This window comes from Arthrobacter antibioticus, assembly GCF_030063205.1.
In the GTDB taxonomy this organism is placed as follows: domain Bacteria; phylum Actinomycetota; class Actinomycetes; order Actinomycetales; family Micrococcaceae; genus Specibacter.
The window spans coordinates 190,782-213,608 of the sequence record NZ_JASISQ010000004.1 but is presented as its reverse complement, the minus strand read 5'-3'; the positions used below and the strand labels follow the sequence as shown (position 1 = coordinate 213,608).

At 56.5% G+C, this 22,827-nt stretch carries 17 protein-coding genes and 1 pseudogene; 8 read left to right on the top strand and 10 right to left on the bottom strand.

The genetic code is table 11. From position 1 onward, the window contains the following. Positions 1-53: 53 nt before the first annotated feature. Positions 54-788, top strand: a complete 735-nt coding sequence (locus QMG40_RS10805; RefSeq protein ID WP_283531059.1) for a maleylpyruvate isomerase family mycothiol-dependent enzyme — start codon at positions 54-56, stop codon at positions 786-788. A 160-nt stretch (positions 789-948) separates the two neighbouring features. On the opposite strand, the gene QMG40_RS10800 is transcribed toward QMG40_RS10805, so the two are convergent. Continuing rightward, a complete protein-coding gene (locus QMG40_RS10800) occupies positions 949-2,358 on the bottom strand; it encodes a bifunctional dTDP-4-dehydrorhamnose 3,5-epimerase family protein/NAD(P)-dependent oxidoreductase (protein ID WP_283531058.1) in 1,410 nt (469 codons plus the stop codon). A gap of 2 nt (positions 2,359-2,360) precedes the next feature. Next, on the bottom strand, positions 2,361-3,359 hold the full coding sequence (gene rfbB, locus QMG40_RS10795; protein ID WP_283531057.1) for a dTDP-glucose 4,6-dehydratase: 999 nt from the start codon (positions 3,357-3,359) through the stop codon (positions 2,361-2,363). 53 nt (positions 3,360-3,412) lie between these two features. On the opposite strand from rfbB, the gene rfbA reads away from it, so the two are divergent. From rfbA to QMG40_RS10780, 3 genes and pseudogenes are all read left to right on the top strand, one after another. Further along, positions 3,413-4,282, top strand: coding sequence for a glucose-1-phosphate thymidylyltransferase RfbA (rfbA, locus tag QMG40_RS10790; RefSeq protein WP_283531056.1), 870 nt, complete (start codon positions 3,413-3,415; stop codon positions 4,280-4,282). Between the two features lie 485 nt (positions 4,283-4,767). Continuing rightward, positions 4,768-7,029: an HNH endonuclease signature motif containing protein gene (locus QMG40_RS10785; RefSeq protein WP_283531055.1), complete on the top strand. Its 2,262-nt coding sequence runs from the start codon at positions 4,768-4,770 to the stop codon at positions 7,027-7,029. 140 nt (positions 7,030-7,169) lie between these two features. Beyond that, positions 7,170-8,278, top strand: a pseudogene (locus QMG40_RS10780) (IS256 family transposase); the annotation flags it as partial. Between the two features lie 245 nt (positions 8,279-8,523). Here QMG40_RS10780 and QMG40_RS10775 read toward each other — a convergent pair. Next, the gene (locus QMG40_RS10775; RefSeq protein ID WP_283531054.1) at positions 8,524-10,779 is read right to left on the bottom strand and encodes an MMPL family transporter; all 2,256 of its coding nucleotides are present in this window, start codon (positions 10,777-10,779) and stop codon (positions 8,524-8,526) included. Positions 10,780-10,866: 87 nt separating this feature from the next. Between QMG40_RS10775 and QMG40_RS10770 the strand changes: the two genes are divergently transcribed. Next, complete coding sequence (locus tag QMG40_RS10770; protein ID WP_283531053.1) at positions 10,867-11,412, top strand: MarR family winged helix-turn-helix transcriptional regulator; 546 nt, start codon at positions 10,867-10,869, stop codon at positions 11,410-11,412. Between the two features lie 138 nt (positions 11,413-11,550). Continuing rightward, the gene (locus QMG40_RS10765; protein ID WP_283531052.1) at positions 11,551-13,542 is read left to right on the top strand and encodes a penicillin-binding transpeptidase domain-containing protein; all 1,992 of its coding nucleotides are present in this window, start codon (positions 11,551-11,553) and stop codon (positions 13,540-13,542) included. A 24-nt stretch (positions 13,543-13,566) separates the two neighbouring features. Here the strand turns inward: QMG40_RS10765 and QMG40_RS10760 are convergent, their stop codons facing one another. Beyond that, complete coding sequence (locus QMG40_RS10760; protein ID WP_283531051.1) at positions 13,567-14,064, bottom strand: hemerythrin domain-containing protein; 498 nt, start codon at positions 14,062-14,064, stop codon at positions 13,567-13,569. 109 nt (positions 14,065-14,173) lie between these two features. On the opposite strand from QMG40_RS10760, the gene QMG40_RS10755 reads away from it, so the two are divergent. Next, positions 14,174-14,914: an NUDIX hydrolase gene (locus QMG40_RS10755; protein ID WP_283531050.1), complete on the top strand. Its 741-nt coding sequence runs from the start codon at positions 14,174-14,176 to the stop codon at positions 14,912-14,914. Between the two features lie 46 nt (positions 14,915-14,960). Here the strand turns inward: QMG40_RS10755 and QMG40_RS10750 are convergent, their stop codons facing one another. The 5 genes from QMG40_RS10750 to QMG40_RS10730 form a co-directional block, all read right to left on the bottom strand. Continuing rightward, a complete protein-coding gene (locus QMG40_RS10750; protein ID WP_283531049.1) occupies positions 14,961-16,685 on the bottom strand; it encodes a 5-oxoprolinase subunit B/C family protein in 1,725 nt (574 codons plus the stop codon). Next, positions 16,686-17,486: a LamB/YcsF family protein gene (locus QMG40_RS10745; protein WP_283531048.1), complete on the bottom strand. Its 801-nt coding sequence runs from the start codon at positions 17,484-17,486 to the stop codon at positions 16,686-16,688. 20 nt (positions 17,487-17,506) lie between these two features. Next, entirely contained in the window at positions 17,507-18,502 is a 996-nt protein-coding gene (locus QMG40_RS10740) for a malate dehydrogenase (protein WP_283531047.1), read from the bottom strand. A 165-nt stretch (positions 18,503-18,667) separates the two neighbouring features. Continuing rightward, positions 18,668-19,198 carry a hypothetical protein gene (locus tag QMG40_RS10735; protein ID WP_283531046.1) on the bottom strand — a complete coding sequence of 177 codons (531 nt, stop codon included), beginning with the start codon at positions 19,196-19,198 and terminating at the stop codon, positions 18,668-18,670. A gap of 310 nt (positions 19,199-19,508) precedes the next feature. Next, positions 19,509-20,138: a malonic semialdehyde reductase gene (locus QMG40_RS10730; RefSeq protein ID WP_283531045.1), complete on the bottom strand. Its 630-nt coding sequence runs from the start codon at positions 20,136-20,138 to the stop codon at positions 19,509-19,511. 223 nt (positions 20,139-20,361) lie between these two features. Here QMG40_RS10730 and QMG40_RS10725 point away from each other — a divergent pair, with 223 nt between their 5' ends. Further along, positions 20,362-21,648 (top strand): ATP-binding protein, encoded by a 1,287-nt coding sequence (locus QMG40_RS10725; RefSeq protein WP_283531044.1) that lies wholly within the window; start codon positions 20,362-20,364, stop codon positions 21,646-21,648. A 152-nt stretch (positions 21,649-21,800) separates the two neighbouring features. Here the strand turns inward: QMG40_RS10725 and corA are convergent, their stop codons facing one another. Then, positions 21,801-22,796, bottom strand: coding sequence for a magnesium/cobalt transporter CorA (gene corA / locus QMG40_RS10720; protein ID WP_283531043.1), 996 nt, complete (start codon positions 22,794-22,796; stop codon positions 21,801-21,803). Between the last annotated feature and the right edge of the window lie 31 nt (positions 22,797-22,827).

Below are 22,827 nucleotides of genomic sequence, written 5' to 3'. Positions count from 1 at the left end.
TCCCACCACTGGCAGGCTCGCGCCGGGCCCCTCGGCCGTCTAGGCTGGGGTTCATGACTGATATTTCTAACGCGCAGCTGATGGAGCGGCTCAAGGCCGCAACAGAGAATGTGAGCGCAAAGTTGGGGGGCCTCAGCGACGCCGATGTCTTGGCCCCCACAGAGCTGGAGGGCTGGACACGCGGGCATGTTTTGGCACATATTGCGCATGTTTCCAATGCAGTTGCCCGCCAGGTTGAATATGCTGTGCGCGGGGAGCTCATTGAGTTCTATGACGGCGGTCAGGGCGGCCGAACGCAAGCGATTGAGATGAATGCCGGCCACACGGCGCAGGAGCACAAGGAGTATATTTCTGCTGGATTTACTCGTGTGTTGACGGCTCTGGACGGCCTTGACGACGAGCAATGGAATCTACCTATCAGTTACCGCAATGGTGTGGTTCGCGATGGTGCGCTGGCATACTGGCGCGAGATGGTCATCCACTTGGCAGACCTGCAGTTGGGGCGCGGCCCGGAAACCTGGTCTAAAGAGTTCGCCCTCTATGTGATCGAGTTCCTGACCTCTCGGGTGCCGGCGGATATTCAGCTGAAGTTACTGCCGCTGGGGCTGCCTCCCATGACAGTCGGAGCCGGCGAGAATACTGTGTCGATTCAAGGAATGATCACCGATATTGCGGCATGGCTGGCGGGCCGCACACCCTCTATGGGCAGCCTGCGTGCCGAAGCTGCCGCGGATTCGGTCCAATTGCCAACACTGTTGCCTTGGCCTTCGGCTTTCAACGCTAAATAGCTCCCATGGCCGGCGCCGTCGTTGTCCCCTTTTTTGGGGGACGACGACGGTTCTTGCGTTGTGGGGGATGGGTGCGGATTTAGTAGTGGTCGGCCCCGCAAATACTTGGTACCGGGAAAGTCACAGAGGATTCTCGCTGGATTGCCTTGCTGTTTGCTTTCTATTTTGCCAAATATTCCGTAAGTCGTTGCTGGGAGTGTGCGGGAATGAACCCCGTGGCCTTGATGCGCGATAAGTCTAGAACGCTGTTCATTGGACGAGGTGCCGCCGGTTTCCCTTCGAAGTAGACCTGTGTGCTGACACCCGTCACGTGGTCACGGCTGGCGCCGGAAAGTTCGTAAATGTCAGCGGCAATGTCGGCCCACGACTGTGGCTCTCCGGTGTTGGTCAAGTTGTAGACGCCAAAGTCTGCCCCGGTTTGGAGTAGATGCAGAATCCCGGCAGCGATGTCTTGGGCAAAACTCAATCGACCAATTTGATCGTTGACCACGGTTGGAGCGATTCCTTGGCGGGCCAGTGAAGCCATGGTGCGCACAAAGTTCTTGCCCTCGCCTATGACCCAACTAGTGCGCACAATGTAGTGCCGGGGAATGACAGCGACTACTGCCTCTCCCGCTGCCTTAGTTTGTCCGTAGACTCCGAGGGGTGTGAGCTCTTCATCCTCGGCATGCCATTCCTGACTTCCATCAAAAACGTAGTCGCTGGAGACGTGAACCAAGGTGATGCCATGGTTAGCGCACACTGCCGCCAAGCGGGCGACTGCTGTCACATTGATGGCCCAAGCCGTTTTGCGACCTTCAGCAGTCTCAGCAGCATCCACGGCCGTATAAGCGGCAGCGTTGATAACGGTGGAGTAATTCTTCCACTTCCGACGTGTGTACGACGCCTGTGCGCCAAGATCGAAGTCCGAACGGGTAGCAAATTCCACGCTGGTGTTGTCATGGTAGGCCTCCCGCAAAGCCTTCCCGAGCTGTCCATCTGCGCCCAGAACTAATATCTTCTTGGGCATCATGGGCTCGACCTTGGATAAGCGTGGATGCGACTCGTCTTTCAGAGACAATTCAGCCTGATCCAGAGGGATGGGCCAGTCAATAGCGGCTTTCTCATCCGCAAGATTTAGGAAAGTATATTGGTCCTGTGCATCTGCTGACCAGTGATCATTTACCAAGTAGGTGTATGCGGTGGAATCCTCCAAAGTTTGAAACGCGTTGCCAACACCACGGGGTATAAAGATGGCATGGGAGGGATCCATGACTGTGGTGAATACGGCGCCGAACGAATCGCCTTCACGTAGATCCACCCACGCGCCAAAAATTCTGCCCGAAGCCACGGAAATGAATTTGTCCCACGGTTCAGCATGAATACCGCGAGTGGTTCCAGCCTTGGCATTGAAGGAAATATTATTCTGCACTGGAAAAAAATCGGGTAGGCCCAGAGCCATCATTTTCTCGCGCTGCCAATTTTCCTTAAACCATCCTCTGTTGTCGCCGTGGACGGGCAGCTGATAGAGGACCACTCCAGGAATTGGAGTTGTAGTTGTGGTCAATGATTTGGAGAACTCAATTGACATTCCTATTGACCCTGTTCCAGATATTTTGTTTCAGTGGTCGCCTTCTGTGGACGCCACCATGACTCATTGTCCCGATACCACTGGATAGTGTTTTCTAGACCAGCGTCGAAATTTTCGAACGATGGGCGCCAGCCGAGTTCGTTGCGTAACTTCGCAGAATCGATGGCGTAGCGCAGGTCATGGCCGGGACGGTCAGTGACATGGTCATAGGCGTCCGCGGGCAGGTTCATGTGGGTAAGAATCAGTTCAATGACGTTCTTATTGTTCTTCTCTCCGTCAGCACCGATTAGGTACGTCTCGCCAATGCGGCCATGTTTCAAGATGGTCAGCACAGCCGATGAGTGGTCGTTCGCGTGGATCCAGTCGCGGACGTTTTCGCCGTTGCCATAGAGTTTTGGACGGATTCCGTCGATCACATTAGTGATTTGACGTGGGATAAATTTCTCCACATGCTGGTATGGGCCATAGTTATTGGAGCAGTTGCTAATGGTGGCCTGCAGTCCGAAGGACCTTACCCAAGCACGCACCAGCATGTCCGATCCGGCCTTCGTCGAGGAATAGGGACTGGAAGGTGCATACGGGGTGCCTTCAGTGAACCGCTGTGGTTCATCCAGAGCAAGGTCACCGTAGACTTCATCCGTGGAGATATGGTGGAAACGTTTGTTGTGCTTACGGGCAGCCTCAATTAACGTATACGTGCCGATAATGTTTGTTTCCAAGAACGGCCGGGGATCATGTAATGAGTTGTCATTATGTGATTCGGCTGCATAGTGAACAACTGCGTCGGTTGCTGACACCAGTCCGTCAACAATTTCTGCGTCACAGATATCACCCTTAACAAAAGTGAAGCGCTCCGTAGGCAGTCCTGCTAAAGAGGCCAAATTTCCTGCGTAGGTCAGCTTATCAAGCACCGTTACGTGCATGTCCGTGTTCTCAAGGACGTAGTGAACAAAGTTAGAGCCAATGAACCCGGCGCCGCCTGAAATAAGTAATTTCTGCATTCGCTCACTCTACCGGTTTGGACACTCAGCCAAGACACGGGATCATAGGCACTATGCGCGGAATAATCCTTGCCGGCGGTACCGGCTCACGACTGCACCCGATCACTTTAGGGATCAGCAAGCAACTCGTCCCTGTTTTCGACAAACCGATGATCTATTACCCACTGTCGACGCTAATTCTGGCGGGTATTCGCGACATTCTTATTATTACAACACCACACGACGCGGACCAGTTTCAGCGCCTTTTGGGTGATGGTTCACAATTCGGCATATCCCTGACCTACGTGCAGCAACCATCGCCCGATGGCCTCGCACAGGCCTTTGTTCTGGGACGCGAACACATAGGTGACGGACCCGTCGCGTTGGTCCTCGGGGATAACATCTTTTATGGTCAGGGCATGGGCACCCAGCTCAGCCGCCACGCCAATGTGGATGGCGCTACTATTTTCGGTTACCAGGTTGTTAATCCCAAGTCCTATGGCGTGGTTGAATTTGATGCTGCCGGGAATGCCATTTCACTCGAGGAGAAGCCGGACTCTCCTAAGAGTAACTACGCTGTCCCTGGGCTCTATTTTTACGACAATAACGTCGTGGAAATTGCCCGGAATCTGAAGCCCTCTGCACGAGGTGAACTTGAGATCACTGATGTGAACCGTATTTATCTAAAGCAACGCAAACTCAAGGTCGAAATCCTGCCACGAGGGACTGCATGGCTTGACACGGGAACCTTCTCAGATCTAAATGATGCTTCCAATTTTGTTCGTACGATTGAGAATCGACAAGGACTGAAAATCGGAGCACCGGAAGAGATTGCTTGGAGGCAGGGATTCCTCAATGACGACGAACTCCGTGCGCGGGGCGAGCTTCTGTCAAAGAGTGGCTACGGACAGTATTTGCTAAATCTAATTGACCAAAAGATTTAAACCTGGAGTAATTGTGGCCACTGACCAATCTTGAACGGTCAGTTACGCGGGAAACTCTGGCAGAAAGAACCTCACTTTAGATCTGAAATCCTTTGCTGCATGAGCGCCCTTTTGGTGCGCCCGTAGTCTCATCAGGGGAGTGTAATTTCCCCCCTTCACTAATGGGAAGGGGAATGGGCAACGGCCAGGCTTTAGTGTGAGACATTTTATCTTGCTGGTTGAGCTTGAAATCTCCCTAAATACCTGAGTATCTGATTTCGGGCGGGATTCAATGGTTACGGGCGTGGTTGCGGACCCCGCTGAGTGTTAGGAACAACCTGACACATCGGATTCCCAAGCAGCAAAAATTCGGATCTAGTCCGCATCCAGCCGGCCTCCGATTTTTCAGGCTCGTGACAGCTATGAAGGGTGGCCAAATGATGTTGTATAGAATGTTTCTTCTAGGAACTATAGCGTTTCGGTCACGACGGGCGTAGACTTGTGGTATGAGTATTCCGGTGATGGCCCCCGGGGAACGGGGCGAGGAAGCCACACAGGATGTGGCCGCACTCCTTGGTGCGATAGCCGCTCTTCCTTCTATTGAACCCTTCGGCACTGACAATCCATCGTTGGCAGGATTACCGCCACTGATTGGCTTTCCCCCGCCACAGCCGGAGCCGCCCTCTCAGTTAGGTGTGGTGCGTGGTGTTCATGATGGTGCTATCGCCGCTTTGGCGGTAGTGAAGCGTTTAGAAGACGCTACCGCGGCGTGTAAAGCGGCCCTGTTGGGACGATTAATGGGTGCGGTAGAAGTAGAACGAGTTTTAGTTGATCTAGACCGGAACCAATCATCACTAGCGCAAAGTAGTGCCGTGTTGGAAGCAGCTTTGGTCTTAGGGATCCCTGAACGAACAGCTGCCGCACTCACGCATCACTGCGTGGAGGTTCTAAAACACCCAGTCACGTTCAAGGCTTTACAAGCAGGGGTTTTATCTTGGCGGCACGCATGCACGATCGCTGATGAGATCACCACTGTCAAAGAGAGCAGTGGCATCAGTGCCCCTGAAGTCGCCGCTTTCCAGACCCGATTGCTGGTGCTAGCACCCGGGGCTACCGCATCAGTGTTTGCCTCCAAAGCCCGCCGGGCCCGTGAGTCAACATTCCCAGATACCCTCACCACCGCCACCAAGGAAGCCTTCACACGGCGTAAAATGTTCTGCGAAGAAGGCCGCGACGGGATGTCCTGGCTAAGCCTGCATCTACCCACCCTGGCCGCAGCAGGGATCATGACGCACTGCACCCGCACAGCACGAGCCATCAAAAACCACACCAACACCCACCCCACACCACGCCCTAACCCTGGCCCCGGTTTTGGGAATGGGGTTGGGGGAGATCGTGGGGAATACAGAACTCTGGATCAACTTCGTGTTGACGTTGCTGCACTACTGCTGATGGGTCAAGAACTACCCGCCAACAACTACACCAAGACCGGCAGTAACAACGCCAGCACCAGCACGACCAGCACCAGCAGCAACGTTCCTGACTGGGGTCACCGCGGTGGCAGTGCTGGTACTTCCGGGCACTGTACTAGCGAGAGTAGTTCCGGGGGATTTAGCTCGGGCTTTGGGGTGAGGTTGGTTGATCCGGAGCCTATCTGGACACACACAGACCCTGACCCCAAAGACCGTGATGCCACAGGCGGTGGTGCCATAGGTGGTGGTGCCATAGGTGGTGACGTGCGTGAATCCTGCCTTGGACGTGAGGCTGACTCCCTGCATAATCCAGGTAACCCGATTCAGGGGTACCTCCCTGTTCAAGAGCGCCCCGCGGCTGAGAAGGGGGCTGGGAGGGGATTAGGTGGTGAGGGCAGTGCGGTGGATGATGCGCACCCTGCCCTTGCCCAGGACGTCGCTGGCGATACTGGAGTAGATGCTGGCGATAGCGGAGCAGATACTGGTGTAGATGTTGGGGTGGATGTTCTGGTGGTGGGGGAGTTAGTGGGGGATGGTTCAGGTTTCGTCAATGGGGTCATTGACGGGATCGTGGAAGATCAGCAACAAGAATACTTAGACCAGCTTCACGCACTGGCGCAGGGGAAAGTCATTACGGATCCGCCGCTACCAAAGGCATTGATTCTCCTGAAGGTTCCTTTCCTAGGCTTGCTAGGGATAACTGATGAGCCCGCGGAGCTTGTGGGTATCGGCACCAGTCCCGTACCAGAAGAAATCGCAAGGAAACTCATGGCAGCCTCACACACGTTCCTACGCGTGCTCACCGATCCGATCAGTGGGGAAGCATTAGCGTTGAACCCGGACCGGTACACACTTAGCAACGCTGAAAAAGCTGTGCTGCAAGCCCTGACTGGGGGTTGTTACATCCCTAATTGTCCTTATCCAGTAATGGACACTGAGCCGGATCACCTGAACGCGTGGGAACACGGGGGGACCACGGCCATGACTAATCTTCGCCCTGCCTGCGCACGTCACCACCGCCTCAAGCACTTCAAGGACGATAAAGACCGCCACGGTAACTACCGCCGCTATCAAGAACCACACCGGCAAAACATTCGTCTTCGTGGCTGGACCCCTCAACCCACCCCCGACGGACGCATCGGCTGGATCACCCCATCAGGGAACTACCAAAAACCCCAACATCAAGAACCCCAACGCACCCAATACCCCACCTGGCTCAAAAAACACATCAACCACACCCTCAACCCACCAAAAGAAAACACCACCAAACACCACAAAAAACGCCACAATCCATAGCTGCTCCAGCTACAGCAGGGTTACGCCCCGTGGAGTGGTGTATTTTCCCGTTGCTGAGCATCGAATTTCTGATGTGAAGAGCCATCGTGCGATGGTCAGTGAGTATTGATCAAAGAACTCACAAAGGACACAAACACACGATGGCTCTAGACCAGTCTGCCTTGTTCAACCTGCTTGGCCAACTTAAAACTTCCCGATGTCTCCGAACGGATCCGTACCGCGACTGAAAATGCTGTATCAGCAGCTCATCGAGGCTGAGGCGACAGCGTTCATCGGTGCTGCCCCGTTCGAACGCCCGGAGGCCCTTACCACCCAGCGCAACGGGTCCCGGCCCAGGACGTTGACAACCGGCGCGGGGGACTTGAACCTGAAGATCCTCAAGCTGCGCAACGGCTCGTTCCTTCCTGCGTTGCTGGAGCGCCAGCGCCGCGTGGATCAGGCATTTCGTCCTGGTGATGGAGGCCTACCTGCACGGGGTCTCCACGTGCAAGGTCTATGATCTGGTCAAGGCGCTCGGGGCTGATACAGGGATTTCCAAGTCCGAGGTGTCCCGGATCTGTGCGGACTTTGACCATGAGGACGGTGCTTTCAGGGACCGGGATCTCTCCGCCATGGACTACCCTACCTGTTCCTTGATGCCACCTACTGCAAGGCCAGGGTTGGGCACCGGGTCGTGCCCCAAGCGGTCGTGGTCGCTTTCGGTATGGCTGCTGACGGACGCAGGAAAGTGCTCGGCTTCGATGTCGGCGACTCCGAGAACGAGGGGTTCTGGACCGCGTTCCTGCGGTCGTTCAAGGCCCGCGGGCTGGACGGGGTGAAGCTGGCGAGCTCTGACGCCCATAGCGGCGTGAAGAAGGCCGTCGGCGCGGTGTTCCAAGGTGCGGGCTGGCAGCGGTGCCGAGTGCATTTCATGCGAAACGTGCTCTCGATCGTGCCCAAGGAATCCCAAGACATGGTCGGCTCGATTATCCGCACCGCCTTCTCCCAGCCCGATGCCGGGCACGTGAACACCCAGTTCGACGAGGTCACCAGGATGCTGGCCAAGTCCCTCCCAGAAGTCGCAGGGGTGCTCGGCGATGCCCGGGATGACGTGCTCGCGTTCGCCGGCTTCCCGGCCAGGCACTGGCGGCAGATATGGTTCACGAACCCCATGGAACGGCTCAGCAAGGAAATCAAACGGCGCACCGACGTCGCAGGGGTGTTCCCCAACCCGGCAGCCCTGCTCCGACTCGCCGGGGCCGTACTGGCCTAGCAGTATGACGAATGGGAAGCACGGGACCGCCGCTACCTCTTACGAATGCCTCCAGAGCAGGTCCCGCAGTACGGCCGCTCCAAAAGAGTCTCCAGAAAGCCTCCTGAAGAACGGCCGCACCAGAAAAGACCCCTGACGATGGGCCGCACCAGAAAGGATCTTGCAGAACCGCTGCTGAAGAACGTGCGCCCCACGGGGAACCTGCTGGCTTTAGGAGCTACCGTTTTCTGCTGATGGGCAGGCTACCTCTCTGGCTCACCGGATGGCTGAGCAACTGGCTGGCTGTCTGAGGATCTGGGGCTATTCTCGAATGGATTCAAGCCACCAAACGTCCTTTTAGACGGCCACCAGACACGGTTGCCAATGTCATAGGTCAGTGCCGGCACTAGAAGTGTTCGGACGATTACGGTGTCAAGTAATACGCCAAATGCAACGATAAATGCCAGTTGGGCCAGGAACAACAACGGAATAATGCCCAGCGCTGCAAATGTAGCGGCAAGGACCACGCCTGCGGAAGTGATCACTCCACCTGTTTTGCCCAAACCTCGCAATATACCTGCGTGAGTACCCATGAGCAGCGACTCCTCGCGAACGCGGGTCATCAAGAAGATGTTGTAATCCACGCCCAAAGCCACCAAGAAAACGAAGCCAAACAGGGGCACGGTGGCATCCGCGCCCGGAAAGTCGAACACGTGATTGAACACCAAGGCAGACACGCCCATGGTGGCTATGTAGGACAACACCACCGAGCCGATTAGCAGCAGCGGTGCAACAATCGAACGCAGCAGCAGTATCAGGACCACGAGAATGACCAGCAATACCAATGGCACAATCTTGAACAGGTCACTTTGTGCCGTGAGGTTGGTATCCAAAGCAATTGCAGAAACACCCCCGACCAAGACAGTCGAATCAACTGGCGGCAATTGCTTGCGAAGTTCCACAACAACCTGTTCAGCAGCACTGGAATCCGCTTGATCTGCCAACGTGGCGTTGATCAGTACGCGACCTTCCTTCACAACAGGCTCTGCAGCTACGTCAGGTCGGCCGTTGCCAGTATAGATACTGGCCTCGGTGATCCCTTCCGTGTCCTTTACCGCTACCAAAATCTGATCTTTGCTATTTTGGTCGGCGATGATCAGCACAGGGCTACCGCTACCACCGGCGAAGTGTTCAGCTAACGCTCGTTGTCCATCGACTGCGTTGCTCGGTCCCAGAAGTACTTCAGTCTGCGATACGCCGTTGGCCTGTAATTGCAAAATCCCTGAGCTGGCAGCCAAAAGTAGAACCAAGGTTACAACCCATGTAATTCGCGGCCTCCGGGCAATCAGTAAGCCGATGCGCCGCCAGATGCCGCCCACTCCAGCCAGTCCGTGCTCCACTGCATCGGTCTTTTCCACACTCATGCCGTGTGTCCCGTGGTCTGCATGCTTATTCGCATGATTAGCGTCCATCTTCGGTTTGAAGGGCCAGAAGGCTCCTCGGCCAAAGGCAACCAGCAATGCGGGCAAGCACGTCAGGGCTGCAACAAGGGAGAACAGAATTCCAATGGCCGCGATTGGTCCCAAACTGCGGTTGGAGTTCAAATCCGAGAACAGGAGACACAGCATGGCCAAAATGACTGTGGAACCGGAAGCGACTATGGGTTCCCACGCGCCGCGCATTGCACGTCCCAGTGCCGCCCATTTCGACTGCACTTGGTGCAGTGCTTCGCGGAAGCGCGCTACCAATAGCAGGGAGTAATCAGTTGCCGCACCAATGACAAGAATCGAAAGAATACCTTGGCTTTGGCCGCTAAGTTTGATCCAATCCCAGCTTGCCATGTAGTAAATCACCACTATGGAAGCGCACAGCGCAACCACTGAGGTGAAGAGGACTAGTAGGGGCAGCACAACCGAACGGTAAACGACTAACAAAATAACGAATACGGCTATTAGTGCCACCAGCAGCAGAATCCCGTCGATACCGCCGAAAGCATTCACCAGATCAGCTGTCAGCCCGGCAGGACCTGTCACATAGATGCTGACACCACCAGGCGCAGATGATTGCAAGACGTTGCGAAGCTCATCCACTACCGACTTAACCTCATCAGTACCTGAAATGGGGACTAAGAACTCTACGGCTTTCTTATCTTCTGACGGAATAGGCCCTGCAACGCTAGTCGTCGCGGGTGCTTCCGGTTTCTGGACACCACTAACAGCACTCAGCTTCTTCGGCAAGGTAGCGATCTGGCCGAGCTGTTCACTGGTCAGTGCTTCTGTTGAGGTCAGCAACACCACGGCAGGGATGGCATTGCTGTCCACAAACTTCAGCTGCCATTCGCGAGCCGCGGTAGATTCTGCGCTGGCCGGCAGAAAGCTCGCTTGATCGTTGGTTGACACTTCAGAGATTTTTCCAAAGGTGGGACCACCTAGCCCGGCAACCAGCAGCCACACAATAATAAGGATGGGTGGCAGCGTTAGGCGAAGCCAGCGTTTGGGGGACCAATCTAGATTCTTCATGTTTTAGACAATACTTCCATCGCCGAGAGGTTAGATAATCTAGATACTATGTTAACGAGATAGTTGGCGATAGGGGAGGATTGGGTCATGAAGTCTTCACAGCCGCATGCTCAACTTCTCGCAAAAATGCGGGAGTTCACGATTGAGTCTGACCGCTACGTCGACAAGGCGGCATCCTTACATGGGCTCCACCGGACGGATCTTAACGCATTGGGGTTGCTGGTCAGGCCCCGCCGCCAGCAAGAACTGATGACACCTGGCAAACTCGGTGAGGCTCTCAACCTCAGCTCACCAGCAACTACTGCGCTAGTTGACAGACTTGAGCGTTCCGGTCACGTCACCCGCTGCCGTAGCGAAAGCGACAGACGCCAAGTTGACCTCACCATGACTGACACCGCACGTAGCGTCGGTAGAGAGCTGTTTATGCCACTGGCAGCCCAGCTCGGGTTGGCGCTGAGCAACTATTCGCCGGCCGAGCTGGCCGTGGTTGAACGTTTCTTAGAAGATATGACAGCGGCAACTGCAGCAGCTGCAACGAACCTCCTTCCGCCAGCACCGGAAGAGAGTTCGCAGATCCCAGGAGCCCCCAGCACACCAGCCGCCGCAGTGGCCGCAGAAGTGTTAAAAACTTAAGGAGCGTCGGAGTAGTCCTGCGTCTTCCGCCCGCACCGAAGTATCGTTGAACACTTGTCTGTCCATGAGGCTAGTGCGGACTCCAGGGGGAGGCCCGCCTGCGGGTAGGGTTACTCACAAATCAACGTCAGGAAGTCAATGATTCGTCGCGTCACAGTTTTGCTGCTTGCTATCAGCCTTGCTCTGGGTGGTGCAGCCTGTTCCGCCCCTGATGACGGAAGCTCAACCGCTGAAGCCCTGGCGAAGGCCCTATCGGACCATACGGTCGGAGATCTCAGCTTCGACAAACCTGGCCCGCAAGTTCAAAAGGAGCTGACCGAGCTCGCTGAATCTATTGATCCGTCGTGGCCCACGGTCAGCGTTAGTGCCGTAGAGGTCCAGGGCGAAAGCGCCCGAGTCTCTCTGAATTACTCCTGGAAATTACCCAAAGTAGAGAAACCCTGGACCTACGCCACGGGTGCCGACATGAAACGTGACGGTAATGGCTGGACTATCGCGTGGTCTCCAGAAATGGTTGAACCTAAATTGGCGGCAGGTGATCGCTTTAAAGTGAGCACCAACTACGGCATCCGTGCGGGGATCCTCTCAGCTGATGGTGAGGCGATTGTCAAGGACCGGCCCGTGCGAAGTGTCGGCATCAACAAAGAGGGGTTGGATGATTCTGAAGCTGAAGCATCGGCCAACCAGCTGGCCGGGCTTCTCGGTATTGACGCGGCCGCCTACACCGCCAAGGTCAAGGCCTACGGACCCATAGCGTTTGTCGACGCCCTCACCTTGCGCGAGGAGGCATTTAAGGCGTTGGACCAGGAAAAATTCAACGCAATCAAGGGTATCCTCGCCACCGAATCAACCATGCCGCTTGCGCCCTCACGCAGTTTTGCATCGGCCATCCTTGGCACTGTCCGTGAGGCCACGGCTGAAGATATCAAGAAATCTAAGGGCAAGGTTGTCGCCGGAGAATTTGTCGGGGCCGGCGGATTACAGGCCGCCTTCGACGCGCAGCTTGCAGGAAATCCTGGAGTAATGGTTTCGGCCATTCCCTCAGCAGCTCCCAGCGATGCACCCACTGATCCGGCACCCACTGATCCTGCTGCCACAGATTCCACTGAGACTGACGCTGCTGCCGTGGACGACGCCGGGACGGCACCCACCGATCCCACCTCACCACCGAAAATCCTCTTCACAGTTGCGCCGACTAACGGTAAAGATGTCAAAACCACTTTGGTTCCGGGGCTGCAGAACGCGGCCGAGGAGTCACTGGCAAACGTAAAGACGCCCAGCTCGATCGTGGTCATGCGTCCGTCAACAGGAGCAATTTTGGCCTCAGCGAATGGCCCGGACAGTCAGGGATACAACACGGCGTTCCTTGGCCAATATGCGCCAGGGTCCACTTTCAAAATTGCCACGTCATTGGGATTGTTTCGACAGGGGATGGACCCGAGTTCGAAAGTAAGCTGCACACCTGAGTTTATTGCCGATGGGAAGAAGTTCCTCAATGCCCCTGGTTATGCGCCCGATGCGCTAGGCGAAGTGTCCTTGACAACCGCCGTCGCTCATTCCTGCAACACAGCTTTTGTCTCCCAATTTCAGAACCTTCCCCAAGAGAAGCTATCGGATGCTGCCGGGGCCTTGGGAGTTGGCATGACGAATGACCTTGGGCTGCCAGCATTCGCCGGCAATGTGCCGCGCGACTCAGCCGGAACCGAACACGCCGCCTCAATGATTGGTCAGGGCAAGGTACAGGTCTCACCTCTGATGATGGCTGCGATGATGTCCTCTGTGGTCAAGGGTGCTGCTGTTTTTCCCGTGCTGATAGAAGGCCATGACGGCAAATCGAAGGCCGCTGAAGGTGCGGCATTGACGCAGAAGGAAGCCATAGACCTGCGCACAATGATGCGTGCCGTTGTTACTGAGGGCTACCTAGGCATGTTGGGGGACCTGCCTGGCGCTGAGGCGATTGGTAAAACGGGGACGGCAGAATATGGCACGGATAATCCTCCGCGTACACACTCATGGGTGATTGCTGCCCAAGGCGATATTGCCGTGGCCGTATTCGTTGAAGACGGTGACTTGGGTGCCGTTACAGGGGGGCCCTTGGCGAGGTCCATATTGTTGGCTGCCGCTGGCTGAACTCTCGGTTGATCTCGTGGCTGGTTAGCTGACGCCGCAAACCCAGCCCTGTGGCATGGTCCCCTTCTCCAAGAAGCTAAGGAGTTCACTGCCGGCGGCAGAGTCAAGAATTTCATCCGCTTGCGCATAAATGATGGTCTCTTCCTTGGAATTGTGGGCGTCGAGCAGCTGGAGTAACGCCGCGCAGGCACTGCGTAGCGTGACTTTCTGGCCCTGCGTGGCTTTCTGAACCTCACCGCCTTTCTGAGTCTCGGTGCTCAGTAGGGACTCAATAGTCCCCATTTGATTCCACAGCTGGCCGTGCTCGCGGAGCATCACGAACAGTGGACCCATGAGGCCGGCGGCCTTTAGAGGTGGAAACAAGAAAGTTTCCTCCAAGTAGATATGCCTGCGTAGACCCGAAAATGCCGTTAGCAGCGAGGTCGGTGAGGTGCGTCCCTTGGAGTCCATCGCGGCCACGAAGGACTCTATCCCACCGTCAATTTCACGGTGTTCATTCTCCAGCGCCTGGCCTAATGTCATGAACTCCACAGTTTCGCCCTTCGTAGCAGTATTTTAATCACGGCTCTTCTGTCAGGCTACTCCGGTGCAAACTCATTGTGGGCAATACTGGTGAGGATAGGCTGGTTCCATGGATACTGCTCAACAGCTTGCCCCGCTGGAAGATGCCTGCACAATTGTTCTGCTCCGTGACGGTGCAGCAGGGCTGGAGACACTCATGCTGGAACGGCCAGGCAACAGCCGATCCTTTGGCGGCGCATGGGTATTTCCTGGCGGCAAGGTCGATCCCGGCGATAGGGTTAACCCTGCCGGTGAGCAACTTGATGAATTTGCTGCGGCGCAGGCTGCGGGTTTGCGAGAGCTGGCCGAAGAAACTGGCCAACAGCTGTCCCCAAAAGAACTTGTATGGCTATCGCAATGGACACCCATGCAACGAATTCCGCGCCGGTTCCGAACCTGGTTCATGTTAGGTGCGGCAACCACGGACCAGGTAGTGCTTAACCCCGAAGAGCATGAACGCAGCTCATGGCTACCTGCACGTGAGGCACTTGCTCTTCATACCGCCGGGAAGATGATCCTGGTGCCACCAACCTGGGTGACACTGCACAATCTCCTAGGGCTGGAGTCCACGGAACAAGCGGTGGAGCAAAGTCGAAAGGCTACACCTTTCATCTACAACACCCACCTTTTGACGCCGTCAAACGCTGAAGCAGCCAGTACTTTGGCCGGGTTTGGTGCAGGAGCTGCTGCCGGTGTGCTCTGGGACGGAGATGAGGAATACCCTGAATCCAAGGCTTCTGCTGGAGCACGGCACAGGCTCACGATGACTGATCTGCCCTGGGTTTTCACTCACGCACATGGCACAAGTTAACCCCCGTCAAGGCTGAGAGTCCTACCTGCTCCTGATCTATTCACTGCTATGTGCACTCACTGCTGACGAAGCGGATTTTCGCCCCGGGCGGCAGCTGCGCGGCCCGATCCAGTTGTTCGCGCGGGACCACGCCCAGCACCGGGTAGCCTCCGGTCACAGGGTGGTCGGCCAAGAACAGCACGGGAAGGCCCGACGGCGGCACTTGGATTGCGCCTGTCGGCATGCCTTCGCTGGGTAGCTCAGCCGTCATGGCCGCCATGGTGCGCACTAATGGGCTTCCGCTCAAACGTAGGCCAATCCTATTGGACTGAGCCGAGAGGTGCCACGTCTGCTGCTCAAATTCTGTTCTTGATTCAGGCGTGAACCAGCCATTGCGTGGTCCGGGAAGATACCGGAACACTGTAAGAACCTGCGTGGGCTTCGGGCCCGGCTCGGGAAATCCAACTATGCCACCTCTAAAAGGCTGGACCACGGGGAGAAACGCTCCGGCACGAAGAGGAGCCGGTCCCAGCCCTGACAGCAGATCGGTGGACCGACTTCCCAGAACGGCCGGTACGGCAAGTCCCCCGCGCACACCCAGATAGCCACGAAATCCTGCTGCCCCTAGACGAGGACGAAACTCCAAAGTCTCCCCGTCTCTGAGCACAAACGGCGTATCAAGCGGAGCAGCGCGTTCGGAACCAACTACAGAGTGGATCTGCAACTCGATGGCACCAGCGGTGACAGCCACAACATGACTTCCCATAGCTTTGATGCGCAACCCGGCCATTACGGTTTCCAAGCCAGCGCAGCCGGAACCGGACATGTCAGTATTACCCACCATCCTGTTAACCCGGCGGAGAGCCGCCCGGTCCAGTGCGCCGGATCCACTAACACCTTGGTGAGCCAGGCCCGGACGGCCCAAGTCCTGCACAGTTGTTAGCATTCCTGACGCAAGCACCATCAGTCCCTCGGCAGGAGGCACGTCGCCGGAGGAGATATTTTTGCCGGTTGCGCCCTCAACATTCTTCTTGGCGGGAGTGCCGGCAAGCACCGGGGAACCGGCCGGCATCAGGTAACTGCCAGACACCAGGGAACTGCCAGACACCAGGGAACCGGCAGGCATCAGGGAACTGCCAGTTACCGGTGCGGTGGCACTGCCACGTACCGTCTCCCGCATCGTCTTAAAGCGAACAGTATCCGAGGGCATCAGCAGTGCCGGTTGCGGTAGGGAAGCGTCCCACAGGAGTACATCGCTATGGCCCAATAACTGCCATCCACCGGGGGATGGGCCGGGATAAACGGCACAGAACTGCCCACCTAAAGCCACAGAGCCAGCTGGTACAGAGGTGCGTGGACTGGCACGTCTGGCAACGGATAACCCTTCGCCCGACGGTGTGAGGTACATGAAACCTGCCGCGAAACCCCCAAAAGCAGCCAACCAGTTCTGGCCGCTATGCCAAGCGATCAACGCCTCAACACTCATGCTGGCCAGCCGGGCCACTTCGGTGAGGTCGGCGCCGTCGTACACGGTATTGAGGATATGCAAGGTTCCCGACGCCGGGGCATGTTCTGGAAGCTGCACGTTTTTTAGCCACATCCGCAGCTTGCTGAGCATCCTGGGCGAGTCGCAGCTAATGAACACGGTTTGGGCTGCGGCAATCACCTCCTCAATCTTGGGTGCGGTGGGGGAGCGTAGCGCAGCCTGCAAACCCATGACCTCCGCAAGGTCCTCACATTCCACCAAAACAGCGCAGTCCCCTGCCGGACGGAGCAAAAAAGAGTGGGTCATCTAGAGGAAACTGCTGATTCTCACTCCGGCGCCCACCAGTGCCTCATGCACAGCAGCGGCCATGGCAACAGCGCCGGGAGTATCTCCGTGCAGGCACAAGCTCTGGGCGGTCACTTTGATGCGGGAGCCGTCAATCGCGGTGACTTCCTGATGCAACGCGAGGTCTAGGCTTTGGGCCACCACAACATCAAGGCTGTGATGGACTGCCGCCGGATGCGTTCGCGATACCAGCGTGCCATCCGGATTGTAGGCACGGTCCGCAAAAGCTTCCGTGAGAACTTTCAGGCCGGCGGCCAGACCCAACCGCTTCACGTGCGATTTCGGCGCCACCAACAACGCCAGAGTTGGGTCCGTTTCCTGCACGGCCGTAACCACCGCCTGGGCCTGCTCCGCGTGATGAACGATGGCGTTATACAGAGCCCCATGAGGCTTGACGTAGCGCACGGCGGCACCCTCGGCCCGTGCAATGGCTTGCAGCGCCCCGATTTGGTAAACAAGCTCCTGGGTTAGCTCATCCGGATCCATCTCCATGAAGCGCCTGCCAAAACCAGCCAAGTCACGGTAACCCGGGTGCGCCCCAATCGACACACCGGCGACCGCCGCAGATGCGCAACTGCGGCGCATGGAGCGCGGGTCGCCGGCATGAAAACCACAGGCGATGTTCACACTGGAGACATTGGCCATGATGGCTGCGTCATTGCCAAGGCCCCAAGGGCCAAAAGCCTCACCGATGTCTGCGTTGAGATCCAACCGTAGCGAAGACGCAGTAGTGGTTTGTCTGGACGCTGAAGTATCGCTCATAAGACGCAGCGGCCGCGGCGTTAGAGCAACCCCAGACCGGAAACAGCGTCCCGTTCTGATTCAAGTTCGGCTATGGAGGCGTCAATTCTGGTGCGGGAGAAGTCACTGATGGCGAGGTTGGGCACAATGGTGATTTCGCCGTCGTGCGTGGTGACGGGGAAAGAACTCACCAAACCCTTTGGCACGCCATAAGACCCGTCGGAAGGGACAGCCATACTCGTCCAATCTCCTTCGGGTGTGCCCTGCACCCACAGGCGCATGTGCTCTATGGCGGCGTTGGCAGCCGAAGCAGCTGAGGAGCCGCCACGGACCGCGATGACCTCCGCGCCCCGCTTTGCTACACGGGGTATGAATTCATCCACAATCCACGACTGCTCCAGGAAACTAGTGGCTGGTTTCCCGGAAACTGTTGCATGGCTGAGGTCGGGGTACTGGGTGGCCGAATGGTTGCCCCAAATGGTCACCCGCTTAATTGCAGCAACACCCGTGCCGGTTTTCGCAGCAAGCTGTGCCAGCGCCCGGTCATGGTCCAGACGTGTCATAGCTGTGAAACGGGAGGCCGGAATGTCCTGAGCGTGGGAGGAGGCGATCAGCGCATTGGTATTGGCGGGGTTACCCACAACAACCACCTTCAAATCTGATGCCGCTCCAGCATTCAGGGCCTTGCCCTGCACGGAGAAAATACCGCCATTAGCGCTGAGGAGATCAGCGCGCTCCATACCCGGCCCGCGAGGACGGGAACCAACCAACATGGCGAGATTCGCGCCGTCGAACGCCTTGTACGGATCGTCAAAAACGTCCACACCGGCTAGGAGCGGGAAGGCACAGTCCATGAGTTCAAGGACTGTGCCTTCCGCGGCCTGCACCGCCTGCGGGATCTCCAGAAGATTCAATTTAATGGGAACGTTAGGGCCCAGCATGGCTCCGGAAGCAATCCGGAACAAGAGGGCGTAACCTATCTGGCCTGCTGCTCCGGTGACAGTGACTGTGACGGGAGCGGGATCATGTGCGTTCATGGCGCCAGTCTAGCCGGGTCTACTTGAGTGTTCCTGGGCTGCCGACACAAAACAGCGTCTACGCCTGGTACTACTGGCTAGCAGGTGCGTGCTAACCGCCGGTACCACTCATAGACGCTGGGACGCGCTGGAGGTTGGAAATATCCAGTCCGTGGTGTGCTCCGCCTACTTAGTGTCCTTTTCAACGAACAGGCACTTGGCAGGCTCATGGTTGCTGGAGCTGTTCGTTGCAACTTCCTTGCCATCCACGCTGACCGTGCAGGAGATTTCGCCCGTGCCGCCCGAGGGGTATTTCGCCAAGACCAAAATCTTGGTGAAGGTAGCCCCGGCAGGAAGGGAGAACTCTTGGGTATAGGGGAGAGTCTGCTGAACCATCTCTCCATCTGTTTCCTTGTCATCGTTTGTCACCACAAGTGACTTCACGAGGGCACTATCCTTGGCGCCGGTGACCTTCACGGTGACTTTGCGCTCGGTAGCGGTGGCGGGCGGCGCTGTTGTTTCCACGGCAGCGGCGCTCTTTGTTGGGGCTGGCGTGGCGGGTGCTGCAGATTCTGACACGGCAACTGGGGAGGACTCACTGGGTGCATCAGTGGAGGCAGGAGAGCAGGCTGCCAGTGATAGGCCCAAAAGTGCCACTGACGCCACGGCGATGAGGGGCTTGAGGCGGCGGCTGAATTGGTTTCCTGGAGTAGTCATCCTCCAAGTATCGCCAGCCCCAACCAGCCGTCAAAATTACTAAAACGCGCATTAGCTGAAAATACAGGATAGTCGCACAAAAATTGCCATGATTCTGCTGACGAGTTTTCACGCCGACGGCTAAAGCGCCGATTCTTTGGTGAGCGTTCCGTATCAACAGTCTCTTGCCATAGCAGCGAAAATTCCAGATTTATCAAAGTGTGGCAAACAAAAAAGTGCGCTCTCCGTGTGAAAAACTTTGAAAAACTGTGAAAAACAAGGACATCGCGCTTGTGGTTAATTTCACCCAGGTAATGAAATGCTGAGGTGTTTATACGGTTGTGTTTGCGGCGTCGAAATTCAGGCGCGGAAGGCGCGCGCGGTCTATGCGGCCATTGGACCGGCCCAAGTTCACCACGAGAAATGACTTCAGTCCGGAATCCGCATTGAATTCCTGATCCATACCAGCACTGTCGAACCCACTCATGGGGCCCACGGCCAGACCCGCTGAGCGTGCAGCCAGAATGAAATAGCCAGCCTGCAGGTGGGCGTTATCGAATGCCATGGTCTGGCGCAGGGCTGAGTTCTCGGCAAACGAGGCCACCTTGCTGGCCATATGTGGTGTTGTGGTGGCCAAATTTTCATGCCAACGAGGGTTATAGCTCAACAGTGCCACCAAAGGTGCGGCCAATGTCTTTTCCTTGTTCCCCGCTGCCATGTTAATAACCAGGGCCTCGCGGGCTTCGGTGGAGCGAACCCACGTAATCCGCAGAGGCTGAATATTCATTGCCGTGGGCCCCATCCTTGTCAATGCGTAGACGGCCTGCAGGGTCTCATCCGAAATCTGCTCATCAGTGAAACTATTTGCGGTTCGGGCCTCGAGGAACAGGGCAGCTGCTGTGCCAGCATCAAGAATGAGTTCGGTGTTGAGTTCGGTTTCAGTGGCGATGTCAATGCTCATGGGGCAACTTCCTAAAAGAGTGAAGAATGGTCCACCCATATGCAGCGCCGAGTTCCAGCAAATTGTTTCCCTTCTAGTTGTGAGAAATGGCACTACGGGGAAACTTGTTGACCTCAGCCAAAGGTTACTACTGGTGAGTAACCTTCCTGCCACCAAATTTCCGGGGAACGTGAGCCCTGTGCCATCATTCAGATATTGGCTAACGCAAGGGAGCGGCAGTGACATGACGGCATGGACTATTCGCGATTTTCATTCGCAAGATGTTGAAGGCATTCTGGCGTTGTGGCAGTCGCTGCGCGACAACGGTGTGGAACCTGTTTACGACCTCTCCGAAGTGCTTGCCTCGTGCGAGAAGGACCATGCGGTGGTGGCCGTTCAAGGTGATGCGATCATTGGCGCAGCTGTTGGGCGGGCTGCGCACGATCAAGGCTGGATAGTCTTTCTGGCAACTCTGCCAATTTTCCGTGGCCGCGGCATCGGGACACTCCTTCTCGCTGCGGTGGAAAACCGTATGGCAGCACACGGACTAAACAAGCTTTCTGCGCTGATGCCGGAAACGGAAAATCGTGTGGAAGCATTCACCAACCGCGGTTTCGTGGTGAAAAAGAACCTGCGTTACTTTGAGCGTCACATCCCAGTGCAGCGAGCTGAGCTGGGGGTGCTGGATGAACTTGGCGGTAGGGTCCTGCCACGTGATCTGTGGGACCGCGTCGCTGGTATGACCGCAGAGAAAGAGCTCCTTGAGCGAAGGCTGGTCATGCCGCTGGCTGAAGCAGCACTTGCGGAGGAGTTCGGTGTGGTGCCGCCCCGCGCCGTCGTACTTTTTGGCCCTCCTGGCACTGGAAAGACAACCTTTGCCAAGGCCATTGCCTCCCGCCTTGAATGGCCATTTGTGGAAGTGTTCCCTTCGCGTCTGGCCGGTGAGCCTGGCGGATTGGCCGGTGCGCTGCGCCAGACTTTCTTGGATATCGCAGAGCTTGAGCACGCCGTGGTCTTTATTGACGAGGTTGAGGAGATCGCTTCGCAGCGTTCGGGAGAGCCGCCTTCGCCGATGCAGGGTGTCACCAATGAGCTGCTCAAGATCATCCCGGCGTTCCGTGATCAGCCCGGCAGGCTGCTGGTGTGCGCCACGAACTTCATCCGTTCATTGGATTCTGCGTTCCTGCGCCACGGGCGGTTCGACTACGTTATCCCCATCGGTTTGCCCGATGATCAAGCCCGCACAGCCATGTGGAACCGCTTTATTCCAGCCCACCTGGTAGCTGAAATTGATGTTCAAACCTTAGTTGAGGCCAGCGGTGGATTCTCCCCGGCGGACATTGAATTTGCTGCTCGTAGTGCCTCACAGCGGGCGCTGGAAAAGGCCATGTTCGATGGCGTTGTTCCCACCGAACGCCGTGGCCCGGTGACGGCCGACTACCTGGAGCGGATTGCCGAGACCAAGGCAACCGTCAGCGATGCCGTGTCCGCGGACTTCTTGGAAGACATCTCTGCCTTGGCGCGTACCTAAGTCCCTCCCGTTGCAACCCCTTCCCGTCGAGATTGGAGATAATGACACCCGAACACTACTTAGAGGTGTCATTATCTCCAATCTCGACGAGGGGTAAGGGGCGAGGGGCACGACGAGGAGTAAGGGGCGAGGAGAGATGAAATCGGAGAGGGCTAGAGCCAGGTCTTTTTCTTGAAGATCAGGTACATGGAAAGTCCCACCAGGAACATCAGAGTTAAGGCGAAGGGGTAGCCGAATGCCCAGTGGAGTTCGGGCATGATGTCAAAGTTCATGCCGTAGATGGAGCCCACAAAGGACGGCGCAAAGAGGATAGCTGCCCAAGAAGAGATCTTCTTAACCTGCTCATTTTCGGCGGCAGCGGCTTCATTTTGGCGGTTGGTGGTCAGCGTGCCGTCAACCGTCAGCGCGTTTTGCAGCAGCTGACGAAAGGAATCCGCTTTGGCCGTGACAATTTCAATATGGTCCTGAACGTCGCGCAAATAACGTTCCAGTTCAACGTTGACACTGTACTTTTCATAACCGGCTTGGAGTCGTTGCACAATGTCCTGCAAGGGGTGGATGGCGCGCTGGAACTGGATGACCTCGCGGGAGAGCTGGTAAATACGCAGTGAGACGTTGGGTTCCCCCGCAAAAAGCTGGTCTTCTATTTCGTCAATATCATTTTCCAGGCCGCTGATCACTGGCTGGTAGTCGTCAACCACTTGGTCCATGATGGCGTAAAGCACCGCTTCCGGCCCAAGCGCCAGTAGCTCCGGGTCGCCTTCCAGACGGCTTCGGGTTGAGGATAGGCCAGGGGTCTCGGCATGACGGATGGTGAGTACAAAGTCAGGACCAGTGAAAACATGGAGCTCACCAAATTCAACAGTCTCAGTATCGTCAATATAGCGAGCTGGGCGCAGCACAGTAAAAACGACGTCGTCGTAGCGCTCCAGTTTGGGTCGTTGATGGGCCTTGATGGCATCCTCAACCGCAAGTTCGTGCAGCGAAAACTCGGCGGCCAGAGACTTCATTTCCTCGGCATCAGGGCGGAACATGCCGATCCAGGCCATCCCATTGCAGGAGTCCATAACCTCATAGGTCTGCTCGAGGTTCTCTGGGGTAGCGAAGCGCTTGCCGTCCACGTATACGGCATTGTCGATGATGGTCACTTGCCCATTATGGGCGAATCTAAACGAAAAT

Excerpts from the sequence above, each read along its gene's own strand:
- QMG40_RS10785 (WP_283531055.1), top strand. The coding sequence starts at position 4,768 with ATGAGTATTCCGGTGATGGCCCCCGGGGAACGGGGCGAGGAAGCCACA.
- QMG40_RS10770 (WP_283531053.1), top strand. The coding sequence starts at position 10,867 with ATGAAGTCTTCACAGCCGCATGCTCAACTTCTCGCAAAAATGCGGGAG.
- rfbA (WP_283531056.1), top strand. The coding sequence starts at position 3,413 with ATGCGCGGAATAATCCTTGCCGGCGGTACCGGCTCACGACTGCACCCG.
- QMG40_RS10765 (WP_283531052.1), top strand. The coding sequence starts at position 11,551 with ATGATTCGTCGCGTCACAGTTTTGCTGCTTGCTATCAGCCTTGCTCTG.
- QMG40_RS10740 (WP_283531047.1), bottom strand. The coding sequence starts at position 18,502 with ATGAACGCACATGATCCCGCTCCCGTCACAGTCACTGTCACCGGAGCA.
- QMG40_RS10800 (WP_283531058.1), bottom strand. The coding sequence starts at position 2,358 with ATGTCAATTGAGTTCTCCAAATCATTGACCACAACTACAACTCCAATT.
- QMG40_RS10775 (WP_283531054.1), bottom strand. The coding sequence starts at position 10,779 with ATGAAGAATCTAGATTGGTCCCCCAAACGCTGGCTTCGCCTAACGCTG.
- QMG40_RS10735 (WP_283531046.1), bottom strand. The coding sequence starts at position 19,198 with ATGACTACTCCAGGAAACCAATTCAGCCGCCGCCTCAAGCCCCTCATC.
- QMG40_RS10730 (WP_283531045.1), bottom strand. The coding sequence starts at position 20,138 with ATGAGCATTGACATCGCCACTGAAACCGAACTCAACACCGAACTCATT.
- QMG40_RS10755 (WP_283531050.1), top strand. The coding sequence starts at position 14,174 with ATGGATACTGCTCAACAGCTTGCCCCGCTGGAAGATGCCTGCACAATT.
- QMG40_RS10745 (WP_283531048.1), bottom strand. The coding sequence starts at position 17,486 with ATGAGCGATACTTCAGCGTCCAGACAAACCACTACTGCGTCTTCGCTA.
- rfbB (WP_283531057.1), bottom strand. The coding sequence starts at position 3,359 with ATGCAGAAATTACTTATTTCAGGCGGCGCCGGGTTCATTGGCTCTAAC.
- QMG40_RS10750 (WP_283531049.1), bottom strand. The coding sequence starts at position 16,685 with ATGACCCACTCTTTTTTGCTCCGTCCGGCAGGGGACTGCGCTGTTTTG.
- QMG40_RS10725 (WP_283531044.1), top strand. The coding sequence starts at position 20,362 with ATGACGGCATGGACTATTCGCGATTTTCATTCGCAAGATGTTGAAGGC.
- QMG40_RS10805 (WP_283531059.1), top strand. The coding sequence starts at position 54 with ATGACTGATATTTCTAACGCGCAGCTGATGGAGCGGCTCAAGGCCGCA.
- QMG40_RS10760 (WP_283531051.1), bottom strand. The coding sequence starts at position 14,064 with ATGACATTAGGCCAGGCGCTGGAGAATGAACACCGTGAAATTGACGGT.